The 25,276-nt window shown below is 65.0% G+C and carries 25 protein-coding genes, 2 tRNA genes and 1 other RNA gene; 12 read left to right on the plus strand and 16 right to left on the minus strand.

The window, feature by feature from the left end; all coding sequences use genetic code 11:
- Positions 1-31 precede the first annotated feature (31 nt).
- On the plus strand, positions 32-1,012 hold the full coding sequence (locus NG701_RS07125) for an acyl-CoA thioesterase (RefSeq protein WP_252565749.1): 981 nt from the start codon (positions 32-34) through the stop codon (positions 1,010-1,012).
- A gap of 92 nt (positions 1,013-1,104) precedes the next feature.
- Here the strand turns inward: NG701_RS07125 and ettA are convergent, their stop codons facing one another.
- The 3 genes from ettA to NG701_RS07140 form a co-directional block, all read right to left on the minus strand.
- Positions 1,105-2,787, minus strand: a complete 1,683-nt coding sequence (ettA, locus tag NG701_RS07130) for an energy-dependent translational throttle protein EttA (RefSeq protein WP_058932192.1) — start codon at positions 2,785-2,787, stop codon at positions 1,105-1,107.
- A 46-nt stretch (positions 2,788-2,833) separates the two neighbouring features.
- Positions 2,834-3,391 carry a DUF6993 domain-containing protein gene (locus NG701_RS07135; protein ID WP_252565751.1) on the minus strand — a complete coding sequence of 186 codons (558 nt, stop codon included), beginning with the start codon at positions 3,389-3,391 and terminating at the stop codon, positions 2,834-2,836.
- A gap of 108 nt (positions 3,392-3,499) precedes the next feature.
- Positions 3,500-4,081: a single-stranded DNA-binding protein gene (locus NG701_RS07140; RefSeq protein ID WP_252565754.1), complete on the minus strand. Its 582-nt coding sequence runs from the start codon at positions 4,079-4,081 to the stop codon at positions 3,500-3,502.
- A gap of 214 nt (positions 4,082-4,295) precedes the next feature.
- Here NG701_RS07140 and NG701_RS07145 point away from each other — a divergent pair.
- A tRNA-Arg gene (locus NG701_RS07145) sits at positions 4,296-4,371 on the plus strand.
- Between the two features lie 110 nt (positions 4,372-4,481).
- On the opposite strand, the gene NG701_RS07150 is transcribed toward NG701_RS07145, so the two are convergent.
- Genes NG701_RS07150 through NG701_RS07160 form a run of 3 tightly spaced genes read right to left on the minus strand, consistent with a single transcriptional unit; the run spans position 4,482 to position 7,719 of the window.
- The gene (locus NG701_RS07150) at positions 4,482-5,339 is read right to left on the minus strand and encodes a sugar phosphate isomerase/epimerase family protein (RefSeq protein ID WP_252565756.1); all 858 of its coding nucleotides are present in this window, start codon (positions 5,337-5,339) and stop codon (positions 4,482-4,484) included.
- Positions 5,336-6,550 carry a dihydrodipicolinate synthase family protein gene (locus NG701_RS07155; RefSeq protein ID WP_252565757.1) on the minus strand — a complete coding sequence of 405 codons (1,215 nt, stop codon included), beginning with the start codon at positions 6,548-6,550 and terminating at the stop codon, positions 5,336-5,338. The genes NG701_RS07150 and NG701_RS07155 overlap by 4 nt, the downstream gene beginning before the upstream one ends.
- Positions 6,550-7,719: a Gfo/Idh/MocA family protein gene (locus tag NG701_RS07160; RefSeq protein WP_252565760.1), complete on the minus strand. Its 1,170-nt coding sequence runs from the start codon at positions 7,717-7,719 to the stop codon at positions 6,550-6,552. The genes NG701_RS07155 and NG701_RS07160 overlap by 1 nt, the downstream gene beginning before the upstream one ends.
- Before the next feature lie 178 nt (positions 7,720-7,897).
- On the opposite strand from NG701_RS07160, the gene NG701_RS07165 reads away from it, so the two are divergent.
- Together NG701_RS07165 and NG701_RS07170 are read left to right on the plus strand one after the other, a co-directional pair.
- Positions 7,898-8,986, plus strand: coding sequence for a LacI family DNA-binding transcriptional regulator (locus NG701_RS07165; protein WP_252565763.1), 1,089 nt, complete (start codon positions 7,898-7,900; stop codon positions 8,984-8,986).
- A 5-nt stretch (positions 8,987-8,991) separates the two neighbouring features.
- The gene (locus tag NG701_RS07170) at positions 8,992-9,627 is read left to right on the plus strand and encodes a GNAT family N-acetyltransferase (protein ID WP_252565765.1); all 636 of its coding nucleotides are present in this window, start codon (positions 8,992-8,994) and stop codon (positions 9,625-9,627) included.
- Here NG701_RS07170 and map read toward each other — a convergent pair.
- Positions 9,614-10,381, minus strand: a complete 768-nt coding sequence (gene map, locus NG701_RS07175) for a type I methionyl aminopeptidase (protein ID WP_252565768.1) — start codon at positions 10,379-10,381, stop codon at positions 9,614-9,616. The genes NG701_RS07170 and map overlap by 14 nt on opposite strands.
- Positions 10,382-10,521: 140 nt before the next feature.
- Between map and NG701_RS07180 the strand changes: the two genes are divergently transcribed.
- Positions 10,522-11,298, plus strand: a complete 777-nt coding sequence (locus NG701_RS07180; protein WP_252566142.1) for a DNA alkylation repair protein — start codon at positions 10,522-10,524, stop codon at positions 11,296-11,298.
- Positions 11,299-11,313: 15 nt separating this feature from the next.
- On the opposite strand, the gene mptB is transcribed toward NG701_RS07180, so the two are convergent.
- Positions 11,314-12,870, minus strand: coding sequence for a polyprenol phosphomannose-dependent alpha 1,6 mannosyltransferase MptB (gene mptB, locus NG701_RS07185; protein WP_252565771.1), 1,557 nt, complete (start codon positions 12,868-12,870; stop codon positions 11,314-11,316).
- Between the two features lie 162 nt (positions 12,871-13,032).
- Between mptB and orn the strand changes: the two genes are divergently transcribed.
- From orn to def, 3 genes are all read left to right on the plus strand, one after another.
- Positions 13,033-13,665, plus strand: coding sequence for an oligoribonuclease (orn, locus tag NG701_RS07190; RefSeq protein WP_308291986.1), 633 nt, complete (start codon positions 13,033-13,035; stop codon positions 13,663-13,665).
- A gap of 129 nt (positions 13,666-13,794) precedes the next feature.
- Positions 13,795-13,867 (plus strand) — tRNA-His (locus NG701_RS07195).
- A gap of 117 nt (positions 13,868-13,984) precedes the next feature.
- Positions 13,985-14,557, plus strand: a complete 573-nt coding sequence (def, locus tag NG701_RS07200; protein WP_252565774.1) for a peptide deformylase — start codon at positions 13,985-13,987, stop codon at positions 14,555-14,557.
- Between the two features lie 9 nt (positions 14,558-14,566).
- Here def and NG701_RS07205 read toward each other — a convergent pair whose 3' ends face one another.
- The 4 genes from NG701_RS07205 to rnpB all read right to left on the minus strand — a co-directional run bounded on the left by NG701_RS07205 (position 14,567) and on the right by rnpB (position 17,904).
- Complete coding sequence (locus NG701_RS07205; RefSeq protein ID WP_252565777.1) at positions 14,567-15,364, minus strand: HNH endonuclease family protein; 798 nt, start codon at positions 15,362-15,364, stop codon at positions 14,567-14,569.
- 125 nt (positions 15,365-15,489) lie between these two features.
- Positions 15,490-15,693: a hypothetical protein gene (locus NG701_RS07210; protein ID WP_252565779.1), complete on the minus strand. Its 204-nt coding sequence runs from the start codon at positions 15,691-15,693 to the stop codon at positions 15,490-15,492.
- Between the two features lie 79 nt (positions 15,694-15,772).
- Positions 15,773-17,251, minus strand: a complete 1,479-nt coding sequence (locus NG701_RS07215) for a glyceraldehyde-3-phosphate dehydrogenase (protein ID WP_308291987.1) — start codon at positions 17,249-17,251, stop codon at positions 15,773-15,775.
- Positions 17,252-17,518: 267 nt separating this feature from the next.
- An RNA gene (gene rnpB / locus NG701_RS07220) (RNase P RNA component class A) lies at positions 17,519-17,904 on the minus strand.
- A gap of 57 nt (positions 17,905-17,961) precedes the next feature.
- Here rnpB and NG701_RS07225 point away from each other — a divergent pair.
- Positions 17,962-18,726 carry a YaaA family protein gene (locus NG701_RS07225; RefSeq protein WP_252565781.1) on the plus strand — a complete coding sequence of 255 codons (765 nt, stop codon included), beginning with the start codon at positions 17,962-17,964 and terminating at the stop codon, positions 18,724-18,726.
- On the opposite strand, the gene NG701_RS07230 is transcribed toward NG701_RS07225, so the two are convergent.
- Both NG701_RS07230 and NG701_RS07235 read right to left on the minus strand, forming a co-directional pair.
- Positions 18,723-19,478, minus strand: a complete 756-nt coding sequence (locus NG701_RS07230; protein WP_252565784.1) for a zinc ribbon domain-containing protein — start codon at positions 19,476-19,478, stop codon at positions 18,723-18,725. The genes NG701_RS07225 and NG701_RS07230 overlap by 4 nt on opposite strands.
- Before the next feature lie 178 nt (positions 19,479-19,656).
- Positions 19,657-20,580 (minus strand): Nif3-like dinuclear metal center hexameric protein, encoded by a 924-nt coding sequence (locus NG701_RS07235; protein WP_252565787.1) that lies wholly within the window; start codon positions 20,578-20,580, stop codon positions 19,657-19,659.
- Positions 20,581-20,679: 99 nt separating this feature from the next.
- Here NG701_RS07235 and msrA point away from each other — a divergent pair, with 99 nt between their 5' ends.
- From msrA to epsC, 3 genes are all read left to right on the plus strand, one after another.
- On the plus strand, positions 20,680-21,204 hold the full coding sequence (msrA, locus tag NG701_RS07240) for a peptide-methionine (S)-S-oxide reductase MsrA (RefSeq protein WP_252565790.1): 525 nt from the start codon (positions 20,680-20,682) through the stop codon (positions 21,202-21,204).
- A 65-nt stretch (positions 21,205-21,269) separates the two neighbouring features.
- Entirely contained in the window at positions 21,270-22,205 is a 936-nt protein-coding gene (gene cysK, locus NG701_RS07245) for a cysteine synthase A (RefSeq protein WP_185263766.1), read from the plus strand.
- A 39-nt stretch (positions 22,206-22,244) separates the two neighbouring features.
- Positions 22,245-22,829, plus strand: coding sequence for a serine O-acetyltransferase EpsC (gene epsC, locus NG701_RS07250; RefSeq protein ID WP_058932136.1), 585 nt, complete (start codon positions 22,245-22,247; stop codon positions 22,827-22,829).
- Positions 22,830-22,845: 16 nt separating this feature from the next.
- Here epsC and NG701_RS07255 read toward each other — a convergent pair whose 3' ends face one another.
- Both NG701_RS07255 and gnd read right to left on the minus strand, forming a co-directional pair.
- Complete coding sequence (locus tag NG701_RS07255) at positions 22,846-23,679, minus strand: oxidoreductase (protein WP_252565793.1); 834 nt, start codon at positions 23,677-23,679, stop codon at positions 22,846-22,848.
- A gap of 124 nt (positions 23,680-23,803) precedes the next feature.
- Positions 23,804-25,240 (minus strand): NADP-dependent phosphogluconate dehydrogenase, encoded by a 1,437-nt coding sequence (gene gnd, locus NG701_RS07260; RefSeq protein ID WP_252565796.1) that lies wholly within the window; start codon positions 25,238-25,240, stop codon positions 23,804-23,806.
- Between the last annotated feature and the right edge of the window lie 36 nt (positions 25,241-25,276).

The raw sequence follows: 25,276 nt of genomic DNA on the forward strand, positions 1-25,276 counted from the left end.
GCAGCGGCGGGGCGACGTCTAGAGTCAATCCATGACTGAAGCCGAAACCGGACTGCTGGCGCCACCCAGCGGCGACCCCACCGAAACGCTCATCCAGCTCCTTGACCTTGGTGAGCTTGAGGGAGCCCGGACGGATGAGGATATCTTCCTTGGCCCGTCGCAGCAGCAGCCCCGGCAGCGTGTGTTCGGCGGCCAGGTGCTGGCCCAGTCGCTGGTCGCTTCCATGAGGACGGTGGACGCGGAACGGTTTGTCCATTCCATGCATGGCTATTTCCTCCGGCCCGGCGACGCCAACAAGCCCATCACGTTCGGTGTCCAGCGCCTGCGTGACGGCCGGTCCTTTTCGGCGAGGCGTGTCCATGCCTATCAGGAAGGGGTGCCCATCCTTTCGATGATCGCGTCCTTCCAGGACCTGGACGAAGGCCTCGACCACGAATCCAAGATGCCCGCCGGCATTCCCGATCCTGAGTCGCTGCCCAGCACGGCCGACCTGCTGGGCAAGTTCGACCACCCCATAGCCCAGCACTGGGCTTACGAGCGGCCCTTTGATATCCGGCACGTTGACCCGCCGCTCTACGTTTCGGCCAAAGGCAAGAAGGAGGCCCGGAACGCCGTCTGGATGAAGACGTTCGGGCCCATGCCCAATGATTCAAACCTGCACCGGGCCGCCCTGGCCTACGCTAGCGACTACACGCTGCTGGAATCCATCCTGCGCCGCCACGGGCTGAGCTGGATCACGCCCGGCATGAGCGTCGCCAGCCTCGACCACGCCATGTGGTGGCACCGTCCCGCCCGCGTGGACGAATGGCTGCTCTACGTCCAGGAATCCCCCAGCGCCCAGGGAGCCCGCGGACTCGCCACGGGCAAAATCTTCAACCGGGCCGGGCAGCACGTTGCCTCGGTGGCGCAGGAGGGCATGGTCCGGGTTCCCACCGACCTGAAAAACAAAGTAGTTGGCGCGTTCCAGTCCAAAGTCCTGGAGCACCAGATCCGCAAGGCCGGCCGGAACTGACGCTGGGCGGGACTGACTGAGCCGGCTGGCATTCTTCCGGCAGGCAGCAGAAAGGCCGGCACCCTTGACGGGGTGCCGGCCTTTCTTTGCGATCAGTCGCGGGTGAGGCGGCGGTGCGTAACGCGGTGCGGCTTGGCCGCATCGGGTCCGAGCCGCTCTACCTTGTTCTCCTCGTAGGATTCGAAGTTGCCCTCGAACCAGTACCACTTGGCGGGGTTTTCCTCGTCGCCTTCGTAGGCCAGGATGTGCGTGGCCACCCGGTCCAGGAACCAGCGGTCGTGCGATACCACCACGGCGCAGCCGGGGAACTCCAGCAGCGCGTTTTCAAGGCTGCTGAGGGTCTCCACGTCGAGGTCATTAGTGGGTTCGTCAAGGAGCAGCAGGTTACCGCCCTGTTTGAGGGTCAGCGCAAGGTTGAGGCGATTGCGCTCACCACCGGAGAGCACACCGGCCTTCTTCTGCTGGTCCGGGCCCTTGAAGCCGAAAGCGGCAACGTAGGCGCGGGACGGCATTTCGACCTGGCCCACCTGGATGTAATCGAGGCCGTCGGAAACAACTTCCCACAGGGTCTTGTTCGGGTCGATGCCGCCGCGGCTCTGGTCAGCGTAGGAGATCTTGACCGAATCGCCGATCTTCAGCTCGCCGCCGTCGAGCGGCTCCAGGCCAATGATGGTTTTGAACAGCGTGGATTTGCCCACGCCGTTGGGGCCGATGACGCCGACGATGCCGTTGCGGGGAAGCGTGAAGGACAGGCCGTCGATCAGGGTGCGGTCGTCGAAGCCCTTCTGCAGGTTCCTGGCTTCCAGGACCAGGCCGCCCAGGCGCGGGCCCGGCGGAATCTGGATCTCTTCGAAATCAAGCTTGCGGGTGCGGTCAGCCTCGGCTGCCATCTCCTCGTAGCGGGCCAGACGGGCCTTGGACTTGGTCTGGCGGCCCTTGGCGTTGGAGCGCACCCACTCGAGTTCCTCGGTGAGGCGCTTGGCCTGCTTGGCGTCCTTCTTGCCTTGGACTTCCAGGCGGGCACGCTTCTTCTCCAGGTACGTGGAGTAGTTGCCTTCGTAGGGGTACAGGTGGCCGCGGTCAACCTCGGCGATCCATTCCGCGACGTGGTCAAGGAAGTACCGGTCGTGGGTGACGGCTAGGACTGCGCCGGCGTAGCTGGAGAGGTGCTGTTCCAGCCACAGCACGCTCTCGGCGTCCAGGTGGTTGGTGGGCTCGTCCAGGAGCAGGAGGTCGGGCTTCTGCAGCAGGAGCTTGCAGAGGGCCACGCGGCGGCGCTCACCGCCGGAGAGCAGTGTCACGTCCGCGTCCGCGGGCGGGCAGCGGAGGGCGTCCATGGCCTGCTCAAGCTGGGAGTCGAGATCCCAAGCCTCCGCGGCGTCAATGGCCTCCTGCAGCTGACCCATTTCTTCGAGCAGAACGTCGAAGTCAGCGTCGGGGCTGGCCATTTCCTCGGAGATCTCGTTGAAGCGCTGGATCTTGCCGTAGATCTCGCCAACGCCTTCCTGGACGTTGCCCAGGACAGTCTTTTCCTCGTTCAGTGGCGGTTCCTGCAACAGGATCCCCACGGTGTAGCCGGGGCTGAGCCGGGCCTCACCGTTGGAGGGGATGTCCAGGCCGGCCATGATCTTCAGGATGGTGGACTTACCGGCACCGTTCGGGCCAACAACACCGATTTTGGCGCCCGGGAAGAACGACATGCTTACGTTGTCAAGAATGAGTTTTTCGCCAACTGCCTTGCGGGCATTGGTCATTGTGTAGATAAATTCCGCCATGGTTCCAAATCTAGTGGGTTGGCGGGCTTAACTCACATTCGAGGCGTCAGGCAGCCGCCCCCACGAAGCACTTGCCGCTGGCGAGGACCGGCAGAACGATAACGGTGACCGTACCATCGCGGACCTGTCCCACCACGCAGTCCGTGCCCTGCAACACAGCGGCCTCAATGGCATCAGCTTCCAGCCCGGTAGGCGTCCGGCTCGCCGACACTTCGAGCGCCGGCGGGGAAATCCCTGCGCCGGTCAGGGCATCTGTCACCTGGGCTGTGGCTGGCTTTGGTGTCCCCGCCGCCAGCTTCCCCAGCGCATCCGTCACAGTCTGTTTCATCGCCACGATGGCCGGATCCTCCGCCGGGGACGTGGCGGCCGGCTGGGTGGAGCCCGTGGTTGCCAGCTCCGAGGGGGTTGCCACTTCGCCGGGCGTGGCAGCGCCCGTGCCGGTCGCCGTTGGGGATCCGCCGGCGCAGGCTGCAAGCGCAAGAACCATCAGGAGGCTTCCGGCGAGCGCCGCGGGCGCCCGTCCCGCAGACGGCCCAAGCCGACGGGATGGGGTGGTCCGGCTGGTGATGGGGGTTGCCTGCCGGTTGTCCGTCGCGCGATTCATGCCGCCATTCTGCCACGCGGCCAAGCCTGGGACGGAACGGTCCCGGCGCGGCCGGGCTGCCGGCACCGGGCCCGCCCGCGTCCCGTGCGGTATCCAACGCCAGCACTTTCAGACGGTGGCTCCGGCGAGCTCGCCTGTTTCAGCGTCCACCGGAATGTGGTTGCCGTCTGCATCCTCGTGGAAGACTCCCAACGCTGCAGCGTCGTCATCCGTGTGCTCCCCGTCTTCCGGGTCTCCGCCGTCCTCGTCAGGATCAGCGGGGCCGACGCCGCTGCCGTCCGCTGACGCCTCCTGCCCTGCCGCGCCGTTGTCTGAGACGAGGTGCAGTCCGGTGTCGCTGGTACGGATGTAGTTGGCCGAACCACGCTTGAGGTCGTGACCCACGGAATCCGCATCGATTTCGGCCGAATGGTAGACCCGGCCGTCTTTCTCCCAGCTGCGCAGCTTGAGCCGGCCAACGACGATGACGCACTGGCCCTTTTTGATGCTGCAGGCCATGTTCCCGGCCAGCTGACGGTAGCCCTGGACGTTGAACCAATTGGTGTGGCTATCCACCCAGGTACTGGTAGCCCGGTCAAAACGCCGCGCCGTTGAACCGAGGCGGAACGAGGCGGTGCCAACGCCGCCCGGAGTCGTGGAGGTCTTGATATCCGTGGCAACGAAGCCCCGGAATGTTTGGTAGTCAGTCATCATCATGTCCTGTCTCGAAAGGTAGCGCCTTAGCGGCAGAACCAGCTTCGCGCGGACAGGACCGGGCCGCGAGGGACAACTTCGCGTATGTGCACAACCCTTCCCGAAACTGCCTTGTTGAGGAGAAGTACCGGCAGCGCGCGACGCTGACGCTGCTGCGCGTCGGGGCAATGTAGACTTTTGATGCGCCGGATCTACGGTCGTGGCGCCACGTGCCCCAGTAGCTCAGGGGATAGAGCAGCGGCCTTCTAATCCGCCGGTCGGGGGTTCGATTCCCTCCTGGGGCACCATCGTGATGAATCGGGCCATCGTTATACGGATGCGCCGGTCAGCGAAAACACCCCCGGTCCTCGGACCGGGGGTGCTTCTCGTTGTGTGACTGGTGTGAAATTGCCGTTTCTCAGGCGTACGGAAGCACCAGCTCCGCGTAGCGCTCCTTGACCTTGGAAAGGACGATGTTGCCGTCCAAGTCCCAGATCTCCTGATTGAAGATTTCGACTTCTATGTCGCCGGTGTACCCGGCATCCCTGACCCAGGTGCCGATGGTGGCGAAGTCAATGACGCCGTCGCCCATGTATCCGCGCGACAGCAGCGGATCGGCCGCTATGGGCATGTTGAAGTCGCACACCTGGTAGGAGGCGATGCGGTCTTCCCGGCCGGCGCGTTCAATCTGCGCCTTCAGCTCCGGATCCCACCACACGTGGAAGGTGTCGACGGCGACGCCAACATCCTTCGTGTCGAACGGGGCCGCAAGATCCAGGGCCTGGCCCAGGGTCGAAATGACGGCGCGGTCCGCTGCGTACATGGGGTGCAGGGGTTCGAGCACCAACCGGATGCCGTTCTCCGAGGCGAACGGGACAAGATCGGCGAGGCGGTCGGCGACGCGCTGGCGGGCTGCCAGCACGTCCTTCTCCCCGGGCGCCAGCCCGCCGACCACCAGGAAGAGTTCCCGGGTGTCCAGCGCCGCAGCTTCGAGGACGGCCGCGCGGTTGTCCGCGAGTGCGGCGGCCTGGCCTTCGGCGTCGGGCGCTGTCAGGAAGCCGCCGCGGCACAGGGAGGAGACCCGGAGGCCGGCGTCCTTGATCAGCTTGGCGGCCTTGTCCAGCCCCGCTTCTTTAACCCGGTCGCGCCACGGGGCGATCGCGGGGATTCCGGCGCGGACACAGCCATCAACCACTTCGGCAAGCGTCAGCTTCTTGGTGGTGGCGCTGTTCAGGGAAAGCCGTAGAAACGGGGACGGTTCTGAATTAGATGTCATACTCCCACTCCGTTGATGCGCAGGTAGTATGACATCCGGAATGCGGCGAGCGCCGGGTCCTTCAGCAGCCCTGCCTGGTCGGCCAGTTCGAAGGTCTTGGCCAGGTGGCAGACGGAGCGGCCGGAGTGCAGGCCGCCCACCATCTGGAAGCCGGGCTGCCTGCCGTTGAGCCAGGACATAAAGGCGATCCCGGTCTTGTAGTAGAACGTGGGGGCGCTGAAGATGTGCTTGCCGAGCTCGCGGGTGGAGTCCAGGATGGCGCGCGCTTCCTCAGCCTTGCCAGCGTCGTAGTTTTGCAGTGCAACCGATGCGGCAGGGTAGATCGCCGCGAAGATGCCCAGCAGCGCGTCCGAGTGGTGGCTGCCGTCGCCGTCGATCAGTTCCGGGTAGTTGAAGTCGTCGCCGGTGTAGAGGCGGACGCCTTCCGGCAGGGCGGCGCGCAGGGCAACCTCATGCGAAGCGTCCAGCAGGGACACCTTCACGCCGTCCACCTTGGCGGCATGCTGGCGGACCAGGGACAGGAACGTCTCGGTCGCGGCAGCGACGTCGTCCGAACCCCAGTATCCGGCCAGCGCGGGATCGAACATGGTTCCGAGCCAGTGCAGAATGACGGGCTGGTCCACTTCCTGCAGCAGCGTCGAATAGACGTGCAGGTAGTCGTCCGGACCGTTGGCCACGCGGGCCAGCGCCCGTGAAGCCATGAGGATGATCTTGGGTCCGGCTTCACTGACGACGGCGATCTGCTCGCGGTAGGCGTCCAGGACAGCGGCGAGTCCCGCGTTGCCGGTGGGCAGTGTGGCGAGGTCCAGCTGGTCGGTGCCGGCGCCGCACGAGACGAGATCGCGCACAGTTTTCCCGACGCTAGCGGGGCCACCGGCGGTCACCACCGATGCGGCCTCCACACCGGTGCGCTTGATGAGCTGCTGGGTTGCGGCCCAGTCCAGGCCCATTCCGCGCTGGGCTGTGTCCATGGCGTCCGCAACACCCAGGCCGTAGGACCAGAGTTCGTGCCGGTACGCCATGGTGGCGTCCCAGTCGAGGCTGGCCGGGGCACCTGGCGTGTTGTCGGCCAGGACCTCGGGAATGACATGTGCGGCGGCGTAGGCACGCCGAGACGTGAGCGGGGCGGTGGGGCGGGCCCACGACACGCCGCCCTGGAGGCGGTACTCGCGGGTGCCGCCGTCGTGGGTGGGAAGGATCAGGGAAGTCATCAGAGCGTGATCTCCGGGATGTCGATGGTGCGGCGTTCGTCGTTGGACTGCAGGCCCAGCTCGGCGAGCTGGACACCGCGGGCGGCGGACAGCAGGCCGAAGCGGTGCTCCCGGCCCGCCACGACATCGCGGAGGAATTCCTCCCACTGCAGCTTGAAGCCGTTGTCCAGCTCGGCGCTGGCGGGGACTTCCTGCCACTGGCTACGGAAGGATTCGGTGACGGGCAGGTCAGGGTTCCAGACCGGCTTGGGGGTGTGGGCGCGCTGCTGGGCGACGCACTTGTTCAGGCCCGCAACGGCGGAACCGTGCGTGCCGTCGATCTGGAATTCCACGAGTTCGTCGCGGTAGACGCGGACAGCCCAGGAGGAGTTGATCTGGCCGATGACCGGCTCGCCCGCCGGCGTTTCGAGTTCGAAGATGCCGTAGGAGGCGTCGTCGGCGGTGGCCTTGTACTCCTTGCCTGCCTCGTCCCAGCGGGCCGGGATGTGGGTGGCGGTCTTTGCGTTGACGCTCTTGACCTTGCCGATGATGCCTTCGAGGACGTAGTTCCAGTGGCAGAACATGTCCGTGGTCATGCCGCCGCCGTCTTCCTTGCGGTAGTTCCATGACGGGCGCTGCGCTGCCTGCACGTCGCCCTCGAAGACCCAGTAGCCAAACTCGCCGCGGATTGACAGGATGCGGCCGAAGAAGCCTTCGTCCACCAGGCGGCGCAGCTTGACCAGGCCCGGCAGGTACAGCTTGTCGTGCACAACACCGGCAGTAACGCCGGCCTCCTTGCCGATGCGGGCCAGCTCGATGGCCTCTTCGAGGGATTCTGCCGTGGGCTTCTCGGTGAAAATGTGCTTGCCGGCGAGCATGGCCTTCTTCAGGGTGGCGGCTCGGAGGCTGGTCATGGAGGCATCAAAGATGATGTCCACTGACGGGTCGTTGATCACGGAATCAAGGTCCGTGGTCCATTCGGCCACCTTGTGCAGTTCTGCCAGCTCGCGGATCTTCGCTTCATTGCGGCCGACCAGGATCGGCTCCACCTGGACCTTGGTGCCGTCCTCCAGCGTGAAGCCCCCGGCGTCGCGGATGGGAAGGATGGAACGCAGCAGGTGCTGGCGGTAACCCATCCGGCCGGTAATGCCGTTCATGGCGATACGGATCGTCTTTGTTTCGAAGCCCATGTGTCCTCCACGGTGAGTGAGTAGTGTTACTCAAACGGTACTGGGAAAGCGCATTCCCACTCCGTTCATCATGCACCTCTCCCCTTCGGGTTGGCAAGCGCTTTCCCAAAGTATCCTCAGACTGCCATACTGAAAGCGGCGCTAACGGCGCTGAAAGTCTGTACGAACGGGAGAAGTTGTGGCTGCAAGTACCCTCACCGAGGTGGCCCGGCTGGCGGGCGTGTCGCCGGCCACCGCCTCCCGCGTGCTGAACGGCTCCGCCCGGATACCCGGCAAGGATATTGCGGACCGGGTGCGCCAGGCCGCCGAATCCCTCGGCTACATTCCCAACGCCCAGGCGCAGGGGCTGGCGAAGTCCAGCTCCGGGCTGATCGGGCTGATCGTGCATGACATTGCCGATCCGTACTTCGCAGCCATTGCCCGCGGCGTCCAGGATGCCGCGAGGGAACAGCACAAGATGGTGCTGCTGGCCACCACCGAGGGCGCTCCGGACAGTGAGAAGGAGGCCGTGGCTGCCTTCGCCGCACGCCGCGCCGATTCCATCGTGATCGCAGGATCACGGACCTCCCGCACCGAGGACCTGGAAGGCAACACCGAACTCGCTGCGGAACTGGACCGCTACTGCCGCAATGGCGGCCGCGTGGGCGTGATCGGCCACGGGATTGTGGGGGCCGCGGCAGCGGACGGCTACCACGTGGTGAGTGTTCCCAATGAGGAGCTGGCCGCGCAGCTCGCAACTGAGCTGGCCGCGTCGCGGGAAGGAGACTTCGTCATCGTCGGCGGCCCGGAAGGGCTGTTCACCTCCGACGACCGGATCCGTGGGTTCCAGCGCGGCCTTGCCGGCGCCGGCCTCCCTGCCGCGGACGTCATCCGCACGGACTTCACCCGTGCGGGCGGCTTCGAGGCCGGCCTCGCCCTGGCTGCACGGATCACAGCGTCCCAACCCGGGACCGAGACAAAACGGCTCTGCATCTTTGCAGTCAACGATGTTATGGCCATCGGGGCCGCCGCCGCGCTGCGCTCCCAGGGACTGCGGATCCCGCGCGACGCCGCCGTTGCCGGTTTCGACGATATTGAGACTCTGCGCGATTTCCGGCCGGCCCTCTCCACGGTGCACCTTCCCTTGGAGGAGATCGGACGGCAGGCCGCCAGCAGGGCAGCCGGACCGTCCGCCGACGATGCCGGTTCGCCCCGGATAACCGGCCAGGTCATACTCCGGCGCAGCACCGAAGTGGCACACCCGAGCAGAGCCGAGTCGGTGGCCTGACCAGAATGACTGACGGGCACGTCCCCGGCCTGACGACGGCCGCGGCGCAGTGGAACGGCGTCGAGCGCTTGTTCAGCCGGCCCGGTGAGCCGTCCCGCTGCTGGTGCCGGTTCTTTGCCCTCACGGGTCCGGAGTACTCCGCGCTGGAGCCGGCCGCCCGCAAGGCACAGTTGAAGGAAAAGTTCGACGGCGGCTCCCCAGCCCCCGGCGTCCTCGCCTTCGTCGACGGTCAGCCCGTGGGCTGGTGTGCCGTGGAGCCCCGGACCTGTTATCCCCGAGTGCTTCGCTCCCGCAGGCTGCGGCTGGCTGAGGAACCAGGGCCGCCCGATTCCGAAACAGCATCACCGGATGCGTCCGGCTGGGTGTGGTCAGTGACCTGCTTCGTGGTCGCCGCCGGCCACCGCCGGAGCGGCGTGGCAGCCGCGCTGCTGCGCGCCGCCGTCGAGCATGCCCGGCTCAATGGTGCCAACGTTGTGGAAGGCTACCCGGTGGACCGCGAGCAGCGGCCCAAAGCGGGACCCGCAGACCTTTACCACGGCACGCTTAACCTCTTCCTGCGCGCCGGGTTCACCGTAGTCAGCAGCGCCGTCCCAGGGCGGGCCGTGGTGCGCCTGAGCCTCACCGGACCTAAGGGAGCGTAAGGATCAGCGGGCCATCGGCAGTGATGGCCACTGTGTGTTCGCTGTGGGCAGCCCGGCGGCCGTTGGCGGAACGCAGCGTCCATCCGTCGTCGTCCTGGTAGTAGTCGTCCTTGCTGCCCAGGATCAGCATGGGCTCGATGGCGATGACCAGCCCCTCGGTGAGCTTGATCCCCCGTCCCGGCCTGCCGTCGTTGGGCACCGGCGGTTCGGCGTGCATGGTGCGGCCGATCCCGTGGCCGCCGTGGTCAGCCAGCAGACCGTAGCCCGCCCGGCGCGCGGCGCCGCCGATCGCGTAGGCAAGATCGCCCATTTTGTTGCCGATCCGGGCTGCCTCGATCCCACGGGCCAGGGCGGCATCCGTGGCATCAATGAGGGCCTGGTCCACAGGATCCGGTGTTCCCACAATGAAACTGACGGCCGCATCGCCGCACCAGCCCTCCAGGAATGCCCCGCAATCAACGCTGAGCAGATCACCGTCCTGGAGCTCGTATCCGTCGGGGATTCCGTGGACCACAGCGTCGTTCACACTGGTGCAGATCACGCCGGGAAACGGAACTGAGGCCCAGCGCGGGTGGTAGTTCAGGAAGGCCGGTGTGGCTCCCGCTGTGGCAATCGTCTCGGCGGCCAGCGCATCGAGGTCACGCAGGGTGACACCCACTCCGGCCGCCTCACGCACCGCCGCCAGCGTATTGGCCACCACCCGCCCGGCTTCGCCCATGAGCGCAATCTGCTCGGGAGTCTTGATCATGGACATGCAGGGAACCTCCGACGTCGGGTGGCACGGTCCAAGGGAACGTGCAGTTTGTCTGGTCTCACTCTAGAGCCGTCCCGCTGAGGACGGACCGGCCGGCCTTCACGCCGCCGTCACCTCGCTAAAGTTGCACCATGGACCGAATGTCGCCGAATGACGAATCGCTGGACACGGACGCACCGGTCACGGAAGGTGCGGTCACGGAGGCTCCGAACCGCGAGTTGCTGGATGCCGTCCGCGCGGCGCTGCGGGAGCGGACGGACCCGGTGCGGGCCGCCGGAGCGCAGGCGTACATGAAGTCCGCCCTTCCGTCACTTGGCGTCAGGGTCCCGGAAGTCAGGCGGCTGGCGCTGGCCGCTGCCGCCGCCCATCCCTTGACGTCGGCGGGCCAGTTGCGGGCCACGGTGCTTGAACTCTGGCGCGGCTCCACAGTCCGCGAGGAACGCTATGCGGCCATTGACCTGACGAGCCTCCGGTTGGTGGCCCGTGACCAGCTGATGCTCCCGATCTATGAGGAGATCATCCGCACCGGCGCATGGTGGGATTTCGTGGATGGGGTGTCGTATCGTATCGGCGGGCTTCTTCAGGCCCGCCGGCCCATGATGACCGAACTCCTGCTGGCCTGGAGTATAGACCAGGACTTCTGGATCCGGCGATCGGCCATCACCTCGCAGTTGAAGGCCAAGGCCAGCACGGATCAGGACCTGCTACGGGCTGTCATTGAGCCGAACCTGGCGGACCCGGAGTTTTTCATCCGGAAGGCCATTGGCTGGGCGCTTCGTGAATACGCCAAAACGGACCCGGAGTGGGTACACGATTTCCTAGTGGAAAAGGGCACGCGGTTGAGTCCGCTGTCCCGGAAGGAAGCCTTGCGGCATCTGGAACAGGGCACGACGGCGGGAATCACCGGCGCCGGATAACCGCGCCTGCGGAGACTAGATAACGGGGCGTTCGGTCACCGGTTCGGCCGACTTCCGGAAAAGCCTTTTGGTGTCTGGATCCATGAAGATCAGGTACATGGCAAAAAGCAGGCCGGTAATCGCCGCCGCGAAGCGGGCCAGCACCAGGGCAAGTCCCAGGTCCTCGGTCTGGAGGTAGGGAAATACCTCCAGCTGGTCAGAAATGGCGTAGATCATGAAGAACGACACGATGAAATACAGGGCCTTGACCTGCCAGTCATTGCGGATGCCTGTCACCGCGAACAGCGGGATGAGCCACACCACGTACCAGGCCTGGATCATCGGCGCCAGCACCACAATGGCCGCAAAGCCCAAGGTGAGGCGGCGGATCAGCCGCTCATGCTCACCCTTGAAGATCTGGAAGGCGACGATGCCTACCGCAAGTATTTTGCCGGCGTCGAACACCCAGTCTGCGAGCGTCCACCCGTCGAGGCCGAAGGCATTCGAAACGGAAGCGACCACCAGCCCCACCAGGCCCACCGGCGCGTACCAGATGAAGAGGCTGCCAGGGGCTGACAGCCCGTTGATCCAGCCGAAACCGAAACCATTGACTAGGCTCAGGCCATACAGAATGGCCAGGCTCAGCCCTCCCGTCAGTCCCCAGAACAGGAATTTCCGCGGCCAGCCTGCGTTCTTGCCTGCCCAGATCAGGCCGATGAACGGCAGGAAAACGATGGTGATGGGCTTGACGGCGATGGAAAGGGTGACGAGGACTATGCCCAGCACCACGCGTCTGGTGGCCGCGTAGTACAGTCCGGCAAGGGCTAACCCGATCATGAGGGCATCGTTGTGGACACTGGCGATGAAGTTGGTGAGGAACAGGGGGTTGGCCGCGGTGAGCCACAAGGCGCGGTGCGGATTGACTCCGTGAAGCTCTGCCAGCTTTGGCACGTAGATGACGCAGAGGACCACACCAAACAGCGCAACGAGCCTGAAAAGCATCACGCTGGCCTCGGGCTGGACGTTGGTGGACCACACCACAAACTGTTCAATCCATAGGAACAGCTGGCCGTACGGCACGGGAGCTTCAGTCCACTGTTTGTCAGCGCCAAGCTGGAAATAGTTGGACAGCGCCGAGATGCCGTTCTCGTAGGGGTTGAACCCCTCCACCATCAGCCTGCCCTGGCCAATGTAGGCATACACGTCGCGGCTGAACAGCGGGACGGTGAACATCAACGGCAGGCCCCATGCTGCGATGGCCTGCAGCGTGGCCTTTCGCGCCGCCGGCCCCCACACGCGGACCCGCTGGCCGAGCCTCAGCCAGGAGCGGACCAGGAGCATGCCGCCTACCGCAACCAGCACGATGGCCAGGGCAACACCGATGGCCTCCGTCCGCATCCAGATAAAGATCGGTACGCGGCGGAGTTCGGAAACTGGGGCCAGCCAGCCGACGCCGAGGGATCCGAACACCATAAGGACCGAGCCGACAAGACCGGCAAGGATGGGGGACCTGGCGTTATCCACTTGTGCCGCAGCGGGCTCCGGGATCACGCTGGCGGCCATATCCCCCGTTGCAGGCAAAGGCGCCGTCATCTCAGGATCGTCCAATCTCTTTACACTCGGCGCTTCAGTCCCGCGGGCGGCGGTGGCCGCCCGGGCCGCGCAGGCACAGCACAGCGGCAAAATCCTCGCCCCCATGTACCCGAAATCCTAGCATCGGACGGTTACGCCGGAGCTAAACGGTAGGCTGGTCCGGTGCCTATATCTAACGAACGCATCGTCTGGATCGACTGCGAAATGACCGGCCTGGACATCAAGAACGACGCCCTGATCGAGGTGGCGGCGCTGGTGACGGACTCAGAGCTCAACATTCTCGGCGACGGTGTGGACGTGGTGATCAAGCCCGAGGACACTGCCCTCGCCCAGATGAACGACTTCGTGAGGGACATGCACACCCGGTCCGGGCTGCTCAAGGAACTGCCGCACGGCAAGACCATGGCCGAGGCCGAAGCCGCCGTGATGGAATACATCGAAAAGTGGGTGCCGGACCCGCGCAAGGCACCGCTGGGCGGCAACTCCGTGGGGACCGACCGCGTCTTCCTATCCCGTGACATGCCGGCCGTTGTGGAGCACTTGCATTACCGCGTGATCGACGTGAGCACCATCAAGGAACTCTCCCGACGCTGGTTCGCCCGGGCTTACTTCCAGTCCCCCGCCAAGAAGGGCGGCCACCGCGCCCTGGGTGACATCCAGGATTCCATCGACGAGCTCCGTTACTACCGCGAGGCGGTTTTCGTTCCGGCTCCTGGGCCTGACAGCGTCACGGCCCGCGAAGTCGCCCAGCGCATCACTGCCTCGCCGGGCACAGCAGGTATTCCGAAAGAGTAATCTGCCCCACGTTTGGCGGAAATTTTCGCAAAAACCCCAAAAGTGGCGCAAGCACCCTCAAACAGCAGGTAAGCTATTTGAGTTGCCTTTCCAGAGCACCGGACCGCCGGGAAATCTGTGGGGCACATGGTGGGCTTAGCTCAGTTGGCAGAGCGCCTGGTTGTGGTCCAGGAGGTCGCGGGTTCAACCCCCGTAGCTCACCCTCATAGGGCGGCAGTAAAAGCCGTCCACTTGGAGGCCGTACCGGATATCCGGTACGGCCTTCATTTTTTTTGCATAACCGCCGGCGCCACGCCGCACGCACGAAGGGCCGCCTGACATGACAGTTCTGCCAATCACCGTCTGGGGTGAACCGGTGCTGCACCGCCGCGCCGCCGAGGTGGAGGTTTTCGACGACGAACTGCGCACCCTGATCGCGGATATGTTTGAAACCAACGAGGCCGCCAACGGCGTGGGCCTGGCGGCGCCGCAGGTTGGTGTGGGCAAAAGAATCTTTGTGTACAAGTACGCCAATGACGACGGCGCTCCGCCCATCGGGGTCCTGGTAAACCCGGAGCTGACCCTGTCCAAGATCTCTGGCGCGCTGCCGGACCCCGAGGAAGAGGAAGAGGGCTGCCTCTCCTTCCCCGGCGGCGCTTACCCGCTCAAGCGTGCGGAGTGGGCGCGGGTGGAAGGATTTAACGGCCATGGGCAGCCGGTGGAGTTCGAAGCGACCGGCTGGTTCGCACGGGTCATCCAGCACGAATACGACCACCTCGACGGAAAGCTCTACGTCAACCGTCTGATTGACCGCTATGCACGGAAGGCCATGAAACTGGCCAAGAGGAGCGGCTGGGGCGTGCCCGGCCTGACCTGGATGCCCGGCGTGGATCCGGACCCGTTCGGCCACTGAGCCAACGCATTACCTCGCGGTAATGGTTGGCTGGTCCGGGCAGGAGTCCAGGACGCGCTTCATCGCATCCTTCTCCGGCTGCGTGACCCACAGTCCATAGGATGCCTTCACCGAGATCTGGCGGGCCACGTAATGGCAGCGGATGTTCTTGTTCTTCGGCAGCCAGGTGGCGGCGTCGCTTGCGCTCTTCTGCTGGTTGGCGGGACCGTCCGCGGCGATGAGGTTTATGGGATCGTTGGCCAGGCTCTGGCGCTGCTGCGGGGTCAGCCCCTGTGCGCCTTTCTGCCACGCGTCTCCGAGCGCCACGACGTGGTCGATCTGGATTTCCTTGCTGCTTTCAGGGCCACGCCGGAACTCCACGGCTTTCCCCGTGTACGGCTCATGGATGGACCCTGACACTACCTTGCATTTGGACCCCTCTGTGAAGCCCACAGCCGTGAGGTCCCTGCGGAGGATGTCGTTGCGGGTGTCGCAGCCGTTCCGGTCGACGTCCAGCCAGGCCTGCCCGAAGGCCTCCCGCTGGTAGTTGTCCTTGGGGGCCCGTCCCTTGACGGCAAGCCGCTCGAGGGCGTCCAGGGCACTCCCCTGCGGTACAGCGTGCACGGGGACCACGGGTTTCATCCAGGTCCCGTCGAAAACAGGCGCCTCGCTGGGCCCAGCGATTGCTGGTTCTGCCGCTGCGAACTGGCCCGCGGTGAAAAACCACCCCGCGGCGCCCACTGCAGACAGTGCCAGCACGGCCAGGAGGGCCCAGGCCTGCCTCGAGCGGCGGCGGGCACCGCGGTAGGCACGCCAGCTGACGGTCACGGGCAACCAGCCCTTCTGGAAATGTGATGCACCAGAAGAGCCTAGGCCACCCCACTGACACCCAGGCGGTTATCCACAATGGGGAGGAAGAGTGGCGCGGGTACGCCGCCTACTGGCAAGACCGGCTACTGCTCCCGGGCTACGCGGCGCAGATCCTCTTCGGCAACCTGGTGGAGCCCTTCGAGCTGGCGCACCCGGTCCGCGCCGACGTCGCCGGAAGCCCGGGACGCTCGCGCCTGCTCCAGGAGCCTGATGGCTTCTTTATGGTTGGCCTTGGCGACGTCGAGGGCGTGTTCAAGGGTGGTCTCGTGGAGAGTTTCGTTATCCATGCCACCAGTGTGGTCCCGATTCCCGGCTGATTCCAGCGAATCAGCCGGGAATGTCGGGCAGCCAGCCCGGCAGACGAGCCTAGACGGCGATTGCGGCCAAGGCAGCAGCGGGTTCCTTGGCGGGGAAGGACGGCGGGTTGACGCCGGCCATCTCTTCCATAACCCGGACCACCTGGCAGCTGTAGCCGAATTCGTTGTCGTACCAGACGTAGAGAACCAGGTTCTTGTCGTTGGAGATCGTGGCCAGGCCATCAACGATGCCGGCACGGCGGGAGCCAACGAAGTCCATGGAAACAACGTCAGGTGAGTCGATATAGTCGATCTGTTTGCGCAGGTCCGAGTGCAGCGACATCTCGCGGAGGTAGTTGTTGACCTCGTCCTTGGTGGTTCCGTTCTCCAGGCTGAGGTTCAGGATGGCCAGGGAGACGTCAGGGGTGGGGACACGGATGGAGCTGCCGGTCAGCTTGCCCAGCAGCTCGGGCAGTGCCTTCGCCACGGCCTTGGCGGCGCCGGTTTCGGTGATCACCATGTTCAGTGCGGCGGAGCGGCCGCGGCGGTCGCCCTTGTGGAAGTTATCGATCAGGTTCTGGTCGTTGGTGAACGAGTGGACGGTCTCCACGTGGCCGTGGATCACACCGAACTTGTCGTTGATGGCCTTCAGCACCGGGGTGATGGCGTTGGTGGTGCAGGAAGCTGCAGACACGATCTGGTCTGTGTCCTCGATGGTGCCGTGGTTGATGCCGTGCACAATGTTTTTGAGTTCGCCCTTGCCCGGTGCGGTGAGGAGAACGCGGGAAACGCCCTTGCTCTGCAGGTGCTGGGACAGGCCCTCGGCGTCGCGCCAGCGGCCCGTGTTGTCCACCACCAGGGCGTTGTGGATGCCGTAGGCGGTGTAGTCGATCGTGGCGGGGTTATCCGAGTAGATGACCTGGACCTGGACACCGTTGGCGGTGATGGTGTTGGCGTCCTCGTCCACACGGATGGTTCCTTCGAAGGAGCCGTGGACCGAGTCGCGGCGCAGCAGGCTGGCGCGCTTGGTGAGGTCCTTGTCCGAGCCGCGGCGCACCACGATGGCACGCAGGCGCAGGCCGTGGCCGCCGCCTGCCTTTTCGATGAGGAGGCGCGCGAGCAGGCGGCCGATCCGGCCAAAGCCGTACAGCACAACGTCGGTGCTGGTGCGGTCATCGCCCCCGCGCTTTCCCACTACCTCGGCAAGCTCAGCACGGAGGAACTCTTCCAGGGTGGCGCCGTCGCCTTCTGCCTTGAACTTCTCCGCCAGGCGGGCGACGTCGATGGCCGCCGCACCAAGCTCCAGCTGAGCCAGGATGTTCAGCAGCGGTGCGGTCTCTTCGAGCAGGAGCTCGGTGTTGCTCATGCGGCGGGCGAAACGGTGCGCCTTGAGGATGTTCATGGTGGACTTGTTGATCAGGCTACGGCCGTGAATGCTGGTCACCACGTTGTTCTCGCGGTACAGCCGGCCAATCACCGGAATCATGGCCTCAGCGAGAGCCTCCCGGCCCATCCACGTATCAAGACAAGAATCTGACGTCTGGCTCACAGAACTACCTTCCTCGGTTCAGCCGCATACGTCGTCGTACGCGGTTGGCGGCCACCTGATGTTGTCCAGGGGCTCTGGCACCGGCAGGATGCGGTCCATCCCGGGTGCCGTGGAGAAGCGCAAAGAAAAGCCACCGGCTGCGAACGCAGACCCGGCGGCAGAACTTCTACGTTCGCTCTCCATTCTAGGCTGGAGCAGACCCGCGGACAGCCGCCACCAGCGTGAAATCACTCACATACGGGGCGGCTCCGTGCCCGGCTGGGGTGTTGGATGGGTTGACCGATACGCCGGGTTCTGTGCTCCCGTGCCGTTACCAGCGCGGGAGTAGCGGCCATCCATCTACGGACGCCGTTGCCGACGCCCTCCAGCGGCCTACCCGGACACTCGGGCGGGCAGCCCTCAAACGTGTCCTGTCTGGCCTTGCTCCGGGTGGGGTTTACCTAGCCTTCCCGGTCACCCGGGAAGCTGGTGGTCTCTTACACCACCGTTTCACCCTTACCTGCTGCCGTCCGTCACCGGAAAACGCAGGCGGTCTGTTCTCTGTGGCACTGGCCTGCGGGTTACCCCGAGTGGGCGTTACCCACCACCCTGCCCTGCGGAGCCCGGACGTTCCTCGAGCCACTTGCGTGACGCGCGGCCGCCTGGTCAACCCATCCGGAGCCCAGTCTACCGCCGGAAGGGGGCACTGCCGTCGCCGGTAGGATCGTACGGTGCTGATTCTGCTTCCCCCCTCCGAAGGCAAGACCCCCGCAGTCCGCGGGTCCGCCGTCGACTGGCCGTCACTGAGCTTTCCCGAACTCAACACCTACCGGGCCAAGGTCCTGGAGGCGCTGGGCACGGTGAGCGCACATGAGGATGCCCTCGCGCTGCTGGGCGTCGGCGCATCGCTGCAGGACGACGTCGAACGTAACACCCGGCTCCACGCCGAACCGGCGGCCCCGGCGCACCAGATCTATTCGGGCGTTCTGTACGACGCCCTAGGCTACAAAACCCTGACGCCTGCGCAGCGCCGGAAGGCCGATGTTTCGGTGTTGGTGATCTCGGCACTGTGGGGTGCCATCCGCTTCGCCGACCGCGTGCCTGCCTACCGGCTGTCGATGGGAACGGCACTGCCCGACGTCGGCCGCCTCGCCTCGTTCTGGAAGCCGCAGCTTTCGGAGGCCCTCGCGGAGTCGGCATCCGGACATCTGCTCGTGGACTGCCGCTCCAGCACCTATACCGCGGCATGGGCCCCGCCGCCGGCTCAGACGGTGGCCGTCAACGTTTTCACGGAGGTCAACGGCGTGCGCAAGGTGGTCAGCCACTTCGCCAAGCACACCCGCGGTCAGCTGGCCCGGCACCTGCTGGCCCGCCGCGGCAACGCCCCGCAGACCCCGGTGCAACTGCTGAAAGCCGCGCTCGAAAAATGGGACGCGGAGCTGGTTGATGGTTCAGCGCGGAAACCGCACGCGCTGAACATCATCCTTCCCAACTAGGCAGTTGGGGCGGGCGTGTTCCACTCGGCGGAGCGCACCAGGATGGCACCCGAATCCGGGCAGAACACAATGTCGTCCTCTGCGGCTGCCTTGATCTCGGCGAGGTCTCCGGGGCTCAGCTTCATTCCGGAGGCTTCGGAAGTCCCGTGGAACAACCGGGCGGCGCCCACTCCCCGCTTTGCGAGCGTCTTTTCGTAGACAGCCAGCATCCCGGCGTCGAGGTTTTCAGCGAATTTGGCACGCTTGCCGCGGACAACGGTCGCTTCAGCGGCCACTTCGGCCAGGGCTTCATCGAGTTCGGCGCGGATGCCGCCGAACGAGCCCTGGACGTTGTCCACGATGAGCTGCTGGGCAGCCTGACGCTCGCGCAGCGAATCCAGGCGTTCCAGGATTTCCAGCTCCACGTCTTCAAGGTCGGAGCGACGCTTGTTGAGGGAGGCAATGTCCTTCTGCAGGGCCACGAGGTCCTTCGACAGCCCCGTTCCGCTGTTGAGCCGGGCTTCGTCGCGTTCGATGCGGGAGGCGACCTGTTCGACGTCGGCCTCTGCGCGCTTCAGCTCGGCTTCGGCGTCATGGACGGCCATCTTGGCGGAGCCGAGTTCACCGGTGGCGACGGACAGGGCAGATTGCAGGTCCTCGATCCGGGGATCGGTTTCCAGGGCGCGGCGGCGGTTGGACAGGGACTTGAGCTTTGCGTCCAGCCCCTGCAGTTCGAGCAACTTCAACTGTTCCGCCGGTGCTGCCTTGGCCACTATTTACCTCCGCTAAATCCAATCCGGCCGAAGCCGGGCACCGTATCGGCGCTGTATAGACTCTAGCGCCTGGCCTGCTCCCCTGCCTCGCTACATCCCCACCGGCTCCCAAACCTCGCTGCGCTCGGTGTGGGTCCCTCGCCGGTGTGGGCCCGGCGACGGACTTCGCACGCCAGGCTTAGCCCGGAGTCAGAATGAAGTCCCACGGATCGCTGTTGGTGGTACTTACCTGGATCTCGACGTCGTGGCCCTGATCGGCGAGCACATTGCCCAGTGCCGACGCAGCGGCGGGCAGCCACAGCCATTCGCTGGCGAAGTGCGAAACGTCAATCAGGTACGGCCGGCCGTTCACTGCCGCTTCGCGGGCTTCGGACGCCGGATGGTGCCGGAGGTCGGCGGTGACATAGACGTCGGCGTTGTTGGCCCGCACCTCGTTGAACAGGGAATCCCCCGCGCCGCCGCACACCGCAATACGCCGCACCAGCCCATCCTTATCCCCGGACACGCGGACTCCCCCGGCCACCGACGGCAGGATGCCGAACACCCTGGCCGCGAAATCGCCCAGGCTCATCACGTCAGCCAGATCACCCACGCGTCCGATGCCTTCCTCGGGCAGGCCGTTCGCGGCAACCGTCAGCGGGACAACGCCTTCCAGTCCCAGCGCATCAGCCAGGACGTCGGAAACGCCCCCGACGGCGGAATCACCGTTGGTGTGGACGGTCAGGAGCGCGGTGCCAGACTCGATGAGACGGTGGATGGCCTGCCCTTTGGCAGTGGTGGCGGCCACCGACGTGACTCCTTTGAGGAGCAAGGGGTGGTGGGTGATCAGGAGATCGGCACCCCATTCCACGGCTTCCTCGATCACCGTGAGCGTGGGATCAACGGCGAACATCACCCTGGTAACGGGCGCTGACGGGTGGCCGGCCACGAGGCCAACTTCGTCCCAGTTTTCGGCCAGCGATTCGGGCCAGAGTTCCTCGACCGCCAGCAGCACCTGGCCCAGCGTGGGAGCAGCCGGACCATCCGCTGCAGCGTCCTCCCCAGTAAGGGTGCCGCCGTCATGCTTGTCCGCATCTGTAACGCCGGTGTCTGCAGATTCCATAGTCTCAGTTTTACCCCATCGGGCCGATTGCCCGGCATCTTTCAAAGTCTCGTAGGGTGGTCAGGGAATCATCCGGCGCGCTCAACCATTGAAGAGATCATGAAAACTTTTGTTCTTGGCGGGGGCTGCTTCTGGTGCCTTGACGCTGTGTACCAAAAAACCAAGGGCGTAACATCAGTGATTTCCGGGTACACGGGTGGCCATGACCCCCAGCCGGACTACTACTCCGTCTGCGGCGGGACCACGGGCCACGCTGAGGTCGTGGCGGTCACTTTCAACGAGTCCGTCATCCCGGCCGAGGTCATCCTGGACATGTTCTTCGCGCTGCACGATCCCACCACGCTCAACCGCCAGGGCTACGACGTGGGCACGCAGTACCGCTCGTCCATGTTCTATGAGACCACCGAGGAGAAGATTCTCTTCGAGGAAGCCATCGAACGGAACCAGGCCCTGTGGCCGCACCCGATTGTGACCGAGGTCAGCCGGCTGCCACGGTTCCATGTGGCGGAGGACGTCCATCAGGACTACTACGCCAAGTATCCCGAGCAGGGTTACTGCCAGGTGATCATCAATCCGAAGCTCGCCAAGGCCAGGAAATATTACTCTGCATGGCTTAATGCTTAGCAGCGGCCGCTCAGCCATCGTTAGGCTGACCTCAGCATTCACTCTTGAGAGATAGGCATATCTACATGGCACGGATCTATGACGATGTAACGCAGTTGGTCGGCGGCACTCCGCTGGTCCGCCTGAACCGGCTCACCGAGGGTCTGGGCGCCACTGTGGCCGTCAAGCTTGAGTTCTACAACCCGGCCAACAGCGTCAAGGACCGCATCGGTGTGGCCATCGTTGACGCCGCCGAGAAGTCCGGCGCCCTCAAGCCCGGCGGCACCATCGTTGAAGGCACCTCGGGCAACACCGGCATCGCCCTGGCCATGGTGGGCGCTGCCCGCGGTTACAAAGTTATTCTGACCATGCCGGAGACCATGTCCACCGAACGCCGCGTTATGCTGCGGGCGTTCGGTGCCGAAATTGTGCTGACCCCGGGTTCCGAGGGCATGCGCGGCGCCGTGGAAAAGGCCCAGGAGATCGTGGCCAACACGGAGAACTCCATCTGGGCCCAGCAGTTCGCCAACGAGGCCAACCCTGAGATCCACCGCACCACCACCGCCGAGGAAATCTGGTCCGACACCGACGGCAAGGTGGACATCTTCGTCGCCGGCATCGGCACCGGCGGAACCGTCACCGGCGTCGGCCAGGTCCTGAAGGAACGCAATCCTGAGGTCCAGATTGTGGCCATCGAACCGAAGGACTCCGCCATCCTGAACGGCGGCGCTCCCGGGCCGCACAAGATCCAGGGCATCGGTGCGAACTTCATCCCGGAAATTCTGGACACCAACGTCTACGACGAAGTCCTGGACGCCACCCTGGAGGATTCCGTCCGCGTCGCCCGTGAACTCGGCGTCAAGGAAGGCATCCTCGGCGGCATCTCCTCCGGCGCCATCGTCTGGGGTGCCTTGGAACTTGCCAAGCGTCCGGAGAATGCCGGCAAGCTGATCGTGGCGGTTGTCTGCGACTTCGGTGAGCGTTACATCTCCACCGTGCTCTATGACGACATCCGCGGCTGATCAGTCCGTTGTCGCCCCGTTTCCTGTAGAAAGAACTTTGTGGGCTTTTTCGCAAGACTGAAGGAAGACCTCGACGCCGCCCGGTCACACGACCCGGCGGCTCGAGGTTCTTTTGAGAATTTTTTCGCCTATTCGGGGCTTCACGCCATCTGGATCCACCGGCTGACGCACCGGATGTGGCAGACCCCGGGGCTGCGGTTCCCGGCGCGGCTGGTGTCGCAGCTGGGCCGCTTCCTGACCGGAATCGAGATCCATCCCGGCGCCACGATCGGCCGACGCTTCTTTATCGACCACGGTATGGGTGTGGTCATCGGCGAGACCGCCGAAATCGGCGAAGACGTGATGATCTACCACGGCGTCACACTCGGCGGCCGCTCCCTGGCCAAGGTCAAGCGTCACCCCACCATTGAGGACCGGGTCACCATCGGTGCCGGAGCCAAGATCCTGGGACCCATCACCATCGGCCGGGACAGCGCCGTGGGCGCCAACGCCGTGGTGGTGAAGGACGCGCCACCGGAATCGATTGTGACCGGTGTGCCCGCCAAGTGGCGCCATCGCGATGCCCAGCGAGAAACCAAGCCCGCAGTGGATCCGGCCGAGTACGACATCGAATACCGGATCTGACCCTTCGCTGCAGCCTCTACCCGGCAACACGCTTCAGGACTGCCATGACCACCGCGTCATAGATCCGGTCCGGCAGGACGCGCCGCAGGCCCAGAATGGCTGCCGCTCCCCTGCCCACCGGATACCGGGTCCGGGGACGCGCAGCCGTGGCCGCGTGCAGTACAGCCGCAGCGATCACCGCTGGCTGCGTTGACGTTTCCGGCCTGGCCGTGGACGCCAGGACATCCGCCATGTGCTTTGCCTGGGCAGCGTACGGCCCCTCGCCGCTGCTGGCCAACAGCCCGTCAGCGGAAATCCGGCCCCATTCGCTGAGCGTACTTGCCGGTTCAATGATGGCTACCTCGATGCCATGCGGCTTGAGTTCCAGCCGCAGCGCGTCGCTCATGCCCTCCACGGCGAACTTCGTGGCGTGGTACCAGGCACCAAGGGGTTCGTAGAATTTTCCGCCGATGGACGAGATGTTGATGATCCTGCCCCGGCCCGCACTCCGCATGGCCGGCAGGATCAGCTGGGTCATCCTGGCAAGGCCAAAGACGTTCACCTCAAATTGGCGGCGGCCTTCGGCCAGGTCCACCTGTTCCAGCGCCCCGTAGGACCCGTAGCCGGCGTTGTTGACCAGAACGTCTATCCGCCCGCGCTCTTCCAGGACACGGCCGACGGCGGCACGCATCGAGTCGTCGTCCGTCACGTCCAGTGCCAGGACCTGGATGCCAAGCGCTTTCAGCGGCTCCATCCTTTCCACGCGGCGGGCGCCGGCGTAGACGATGAAGCCATGGCTGCTGAGCTTCTTCGCCGCCTCGAAGCCGATACCCGTGGAGGCTCCCGTAACAAATGCGACTGGCTTGGGCATTCTGTCTCCTTGGATGGACGGACACCGCGGCTGCTGCCGGAAACGCCAACGGCCGGCAGCTCCCAGAATATCCGGGAAGTGCCGGCCGCAGGGTTTGCAGCTTGATGCAATCAGAGCATGGGGATTAGTGCGTGTCCACTGCTTCGATTTCGGACTTGTCCTCGCCCCACAGGGTGTGGAACGTGCCCTCGGCGTCGACGCGGCCGTAGGTGTGCGCGCCGAAGAGGTCACGCTGGCCCTGGATCACTGCGGCCGGCAGGCGCTTGCGGCGCAGGCCGTCGTAGTAGGCCAGTGAAGAGGAGAAGACCGGCACGGGGATGCCGAGCTGGACGGCGGTGGAGACCACGCGGCGCCATGCCGGCAGGACCTCGGCGATGGCCTTCGTGAACGCCGGGGCGAATAGCAGGTTGGCCGGCTTGTCTTCGGCGGCGTAGGCGTTGGTGATTTCTTTGAGCAGCTCTGCACGGATGATGCAGCCGCCGCGCCACAGCGAAGCGATCTCGTCCAGCTTGAGGTCCCAGCCGTATTCCTTGGCTGCTGAGGTCAGCATGTCCAGGCCCTGGGCGTAGGAAACCAGCTTGGACGCGTACAGCGCCTGGCGGACGTCCTCAACAAAGGTGTCCGGAACGTCGACGGCGATTTCCTCACCGACGAGGAGCTCCTGGGCGATCTTGCGCTGCTCGGACTGCGATGACAGGGCGCGGGCGAAGACAGACTCGGCGATGCCCGACGTCGGGGAACCAAGCTCCAGGGCGGAGATGACCGTCCAGCGTCCGGTGCCCTTCTGGCCTGCGGCATCCACCACAACATCGACAAACGGTTTGCCGGTGCGGGTGTCAACGTGGCCCAGGACCTCGGCGGAGATTTCGATCAGGAAGGAGGCGAGCTCGCCCTTGTTCCACTCTTCGAAGATCTTGGCCTGGTCAGCGGGTTCGATGCCGGCGCCGGAGCGGAGGAGGTCGAAGGCTTCGCCGATGACCTGCATGTCGGCGTATTCGATGCCGTTGTGGACCATCTTGACGAAGTGGCCGGCCCCGTCGGTGCCGATCCAGGCGCAGCAGGGCTTGCCGTCGACGTGCGCGGAGATCTTTTCGAGCAGCGGGCCGAGGGCGTCGTAGGACTCCTTGGAACCACCGGGCATGATGGACGGGCCGTTCAGGGCACCTTCCTCACCGCCGGAGACGCCGATGCCGACGAAGTGCAGGTCCTTCTTCGCCAGCGCGGCTTCGCGGCGGCGGGTGTCCTCGTAGTGGGAGTTTCCGGCGTCGATGATGATGTCGCCGGCTTCCAGCAGGGGTTCAAGCTGCTCGATGACCGAGTCAACCGGTTTGCCGGCCTTGACCATAATCAGGACGCGGCGGGGCTTCTCCAGCGAGTCAACAAGTTCCTGCAGCGTTTCGGTGCGGACGAAGTCGCCGTCCGTGCCGTGCTTTTCGAGCAGCGCGTCGGTCTTTTCGACGGACCTGTTGTGCAGGGCAACGGTGAAGCCGTTGCGGGCCAGGTTGCGGGCCAGGTTGGCGCCCATCACCGCGAGGCCGGTGACACCGATGTGTGCAGACATCAAAACTCCAATTTCGTTGTGCAATGGATGTGCAGA

Source organism: Pseudarthrobacter cellobiosi, from assembly GCF_023913815.1.
Taxonomy (GTDB): Bacteria; Actinomycetota; Actinomycetes; order Actinomycetales; family Micrococcaceae; genus Arthrobacter; species Arthrobacter cellobiosi.

Coding starts and splice junctions, on each gene's coding strand:
- NG701_RS07125 (WP_252565749.1), top strand. CDS start 32: ATGACTGAAGCCGAAACCGGACTGCTGGCGCCACCCAGCGGCGACCCC.
- ettA (WP_058932192.1), bottom strand. CDS start 2,787: ATGGCGGAATTTATCTACACAATGACCAATGCCCGCAAGGCAGTTGGC.
- NG701_RS07135 (WP_252565751.1), bottom strand. CDS start 3,391: ATGAATCGCGCGACGGACAACCGGCAGGCAACCCCCATCACCAGCCGG.
- NG701_RS07140 (WP_252565754.1), bottom strand. CDS start 4,081: ATGACTGACTACCAAACATTCCGGGGCTTCGTTGCCACGGATATCAAG.
- NG701_RS07150 (WP_252565756.1), bottom strand. CDS start 5,339: ATGACATCTAATTCAGAACCGTCCCCGTTTCTACGGCTTTCCCTGAAC.
- NG701_RS07155 (WP_252565757.1), bottom strand. CDS start 6,550: ATGACTTCCCTGATCCTTCCCACCCACGACGGCGGCACCCGCGAGTAC.
- NG701_RS07160 (WP_252565760.1), bottom strand. CDS start 7,719: ATGGGCTTCGAAACAAAGACGATCCGTATCGCCATGAACGGCATTACC.
- NG701_RS07170 (WP_252565765.1), top strand. CDS start 8,992: ATGACTGACGGGCACGTCCCCGGCCTGACGACGGCCGCGGCGCAGTGG.
- map (WP_252565768.1), bottom strand. CDS start 10,381: ATGTCCATGATCAAGACTCCCGAGCAGATTGCGCTCATGGGCGAAGCC.
- NG701_RS07180 (WP_252566142.1), top strand. CDS start 10,522: ATGTCGCCGAATGACGAATCGCTGGACACGGACGCACCGGTCACGGAA.
- mptB (WP_252565771.1), bottom strand. CDS start 12,870: ATGACGGCGCCTTTGCCTGCAACGGGGGATATGGCCGCCAGCGTGATC.
- def (WP_252565774.1), top strand. CDS start 13,985: ATGACAGTTCTGCCAATCACCGTCTGGGGTGAACCGGTGCTGCACCGC.
- NG701_RS07210 (WP_252565779.1), bottom strand. CDS start 15,693: ATGGATAACGAAACTCTCCACGAGACCACCCTTGAACACGCCCTCGAC.
- NG701_RS07235 (WP_252565787.1), bottom strand. CDS start 20,580: ATGGAATCTGCAGACACCGGCGTTACAGATGCGGACAAGCATGACGGC.
- msrA (WP_252565790.1), top strand. CDS start 20,680: ATGAAAACTTTTGTTCTTGGCGGGGGCTGCTTCTGGTGCCTTGACGCT.
- cysK (WP_185263766.1), top strand. CDS start 21,270: ATGGCACGGATCTATGACGATGTAACGCAGTTGGTCGGCGGCACTCCG.
- NG701_RS07255 (WP_252565793.1), bottom strand. CDS start 23,679: ATGCCCAAGCCAGTCGCATTTGTTACGGGAGCCTCCACGGGTATCGGC.
- gnd (WP_252565796.1), bottom strand. CDS start 25,240: ATGTCTGCACACATCGGTGTCACCGGCCTCGCGGTGATGGGCGCCAAC.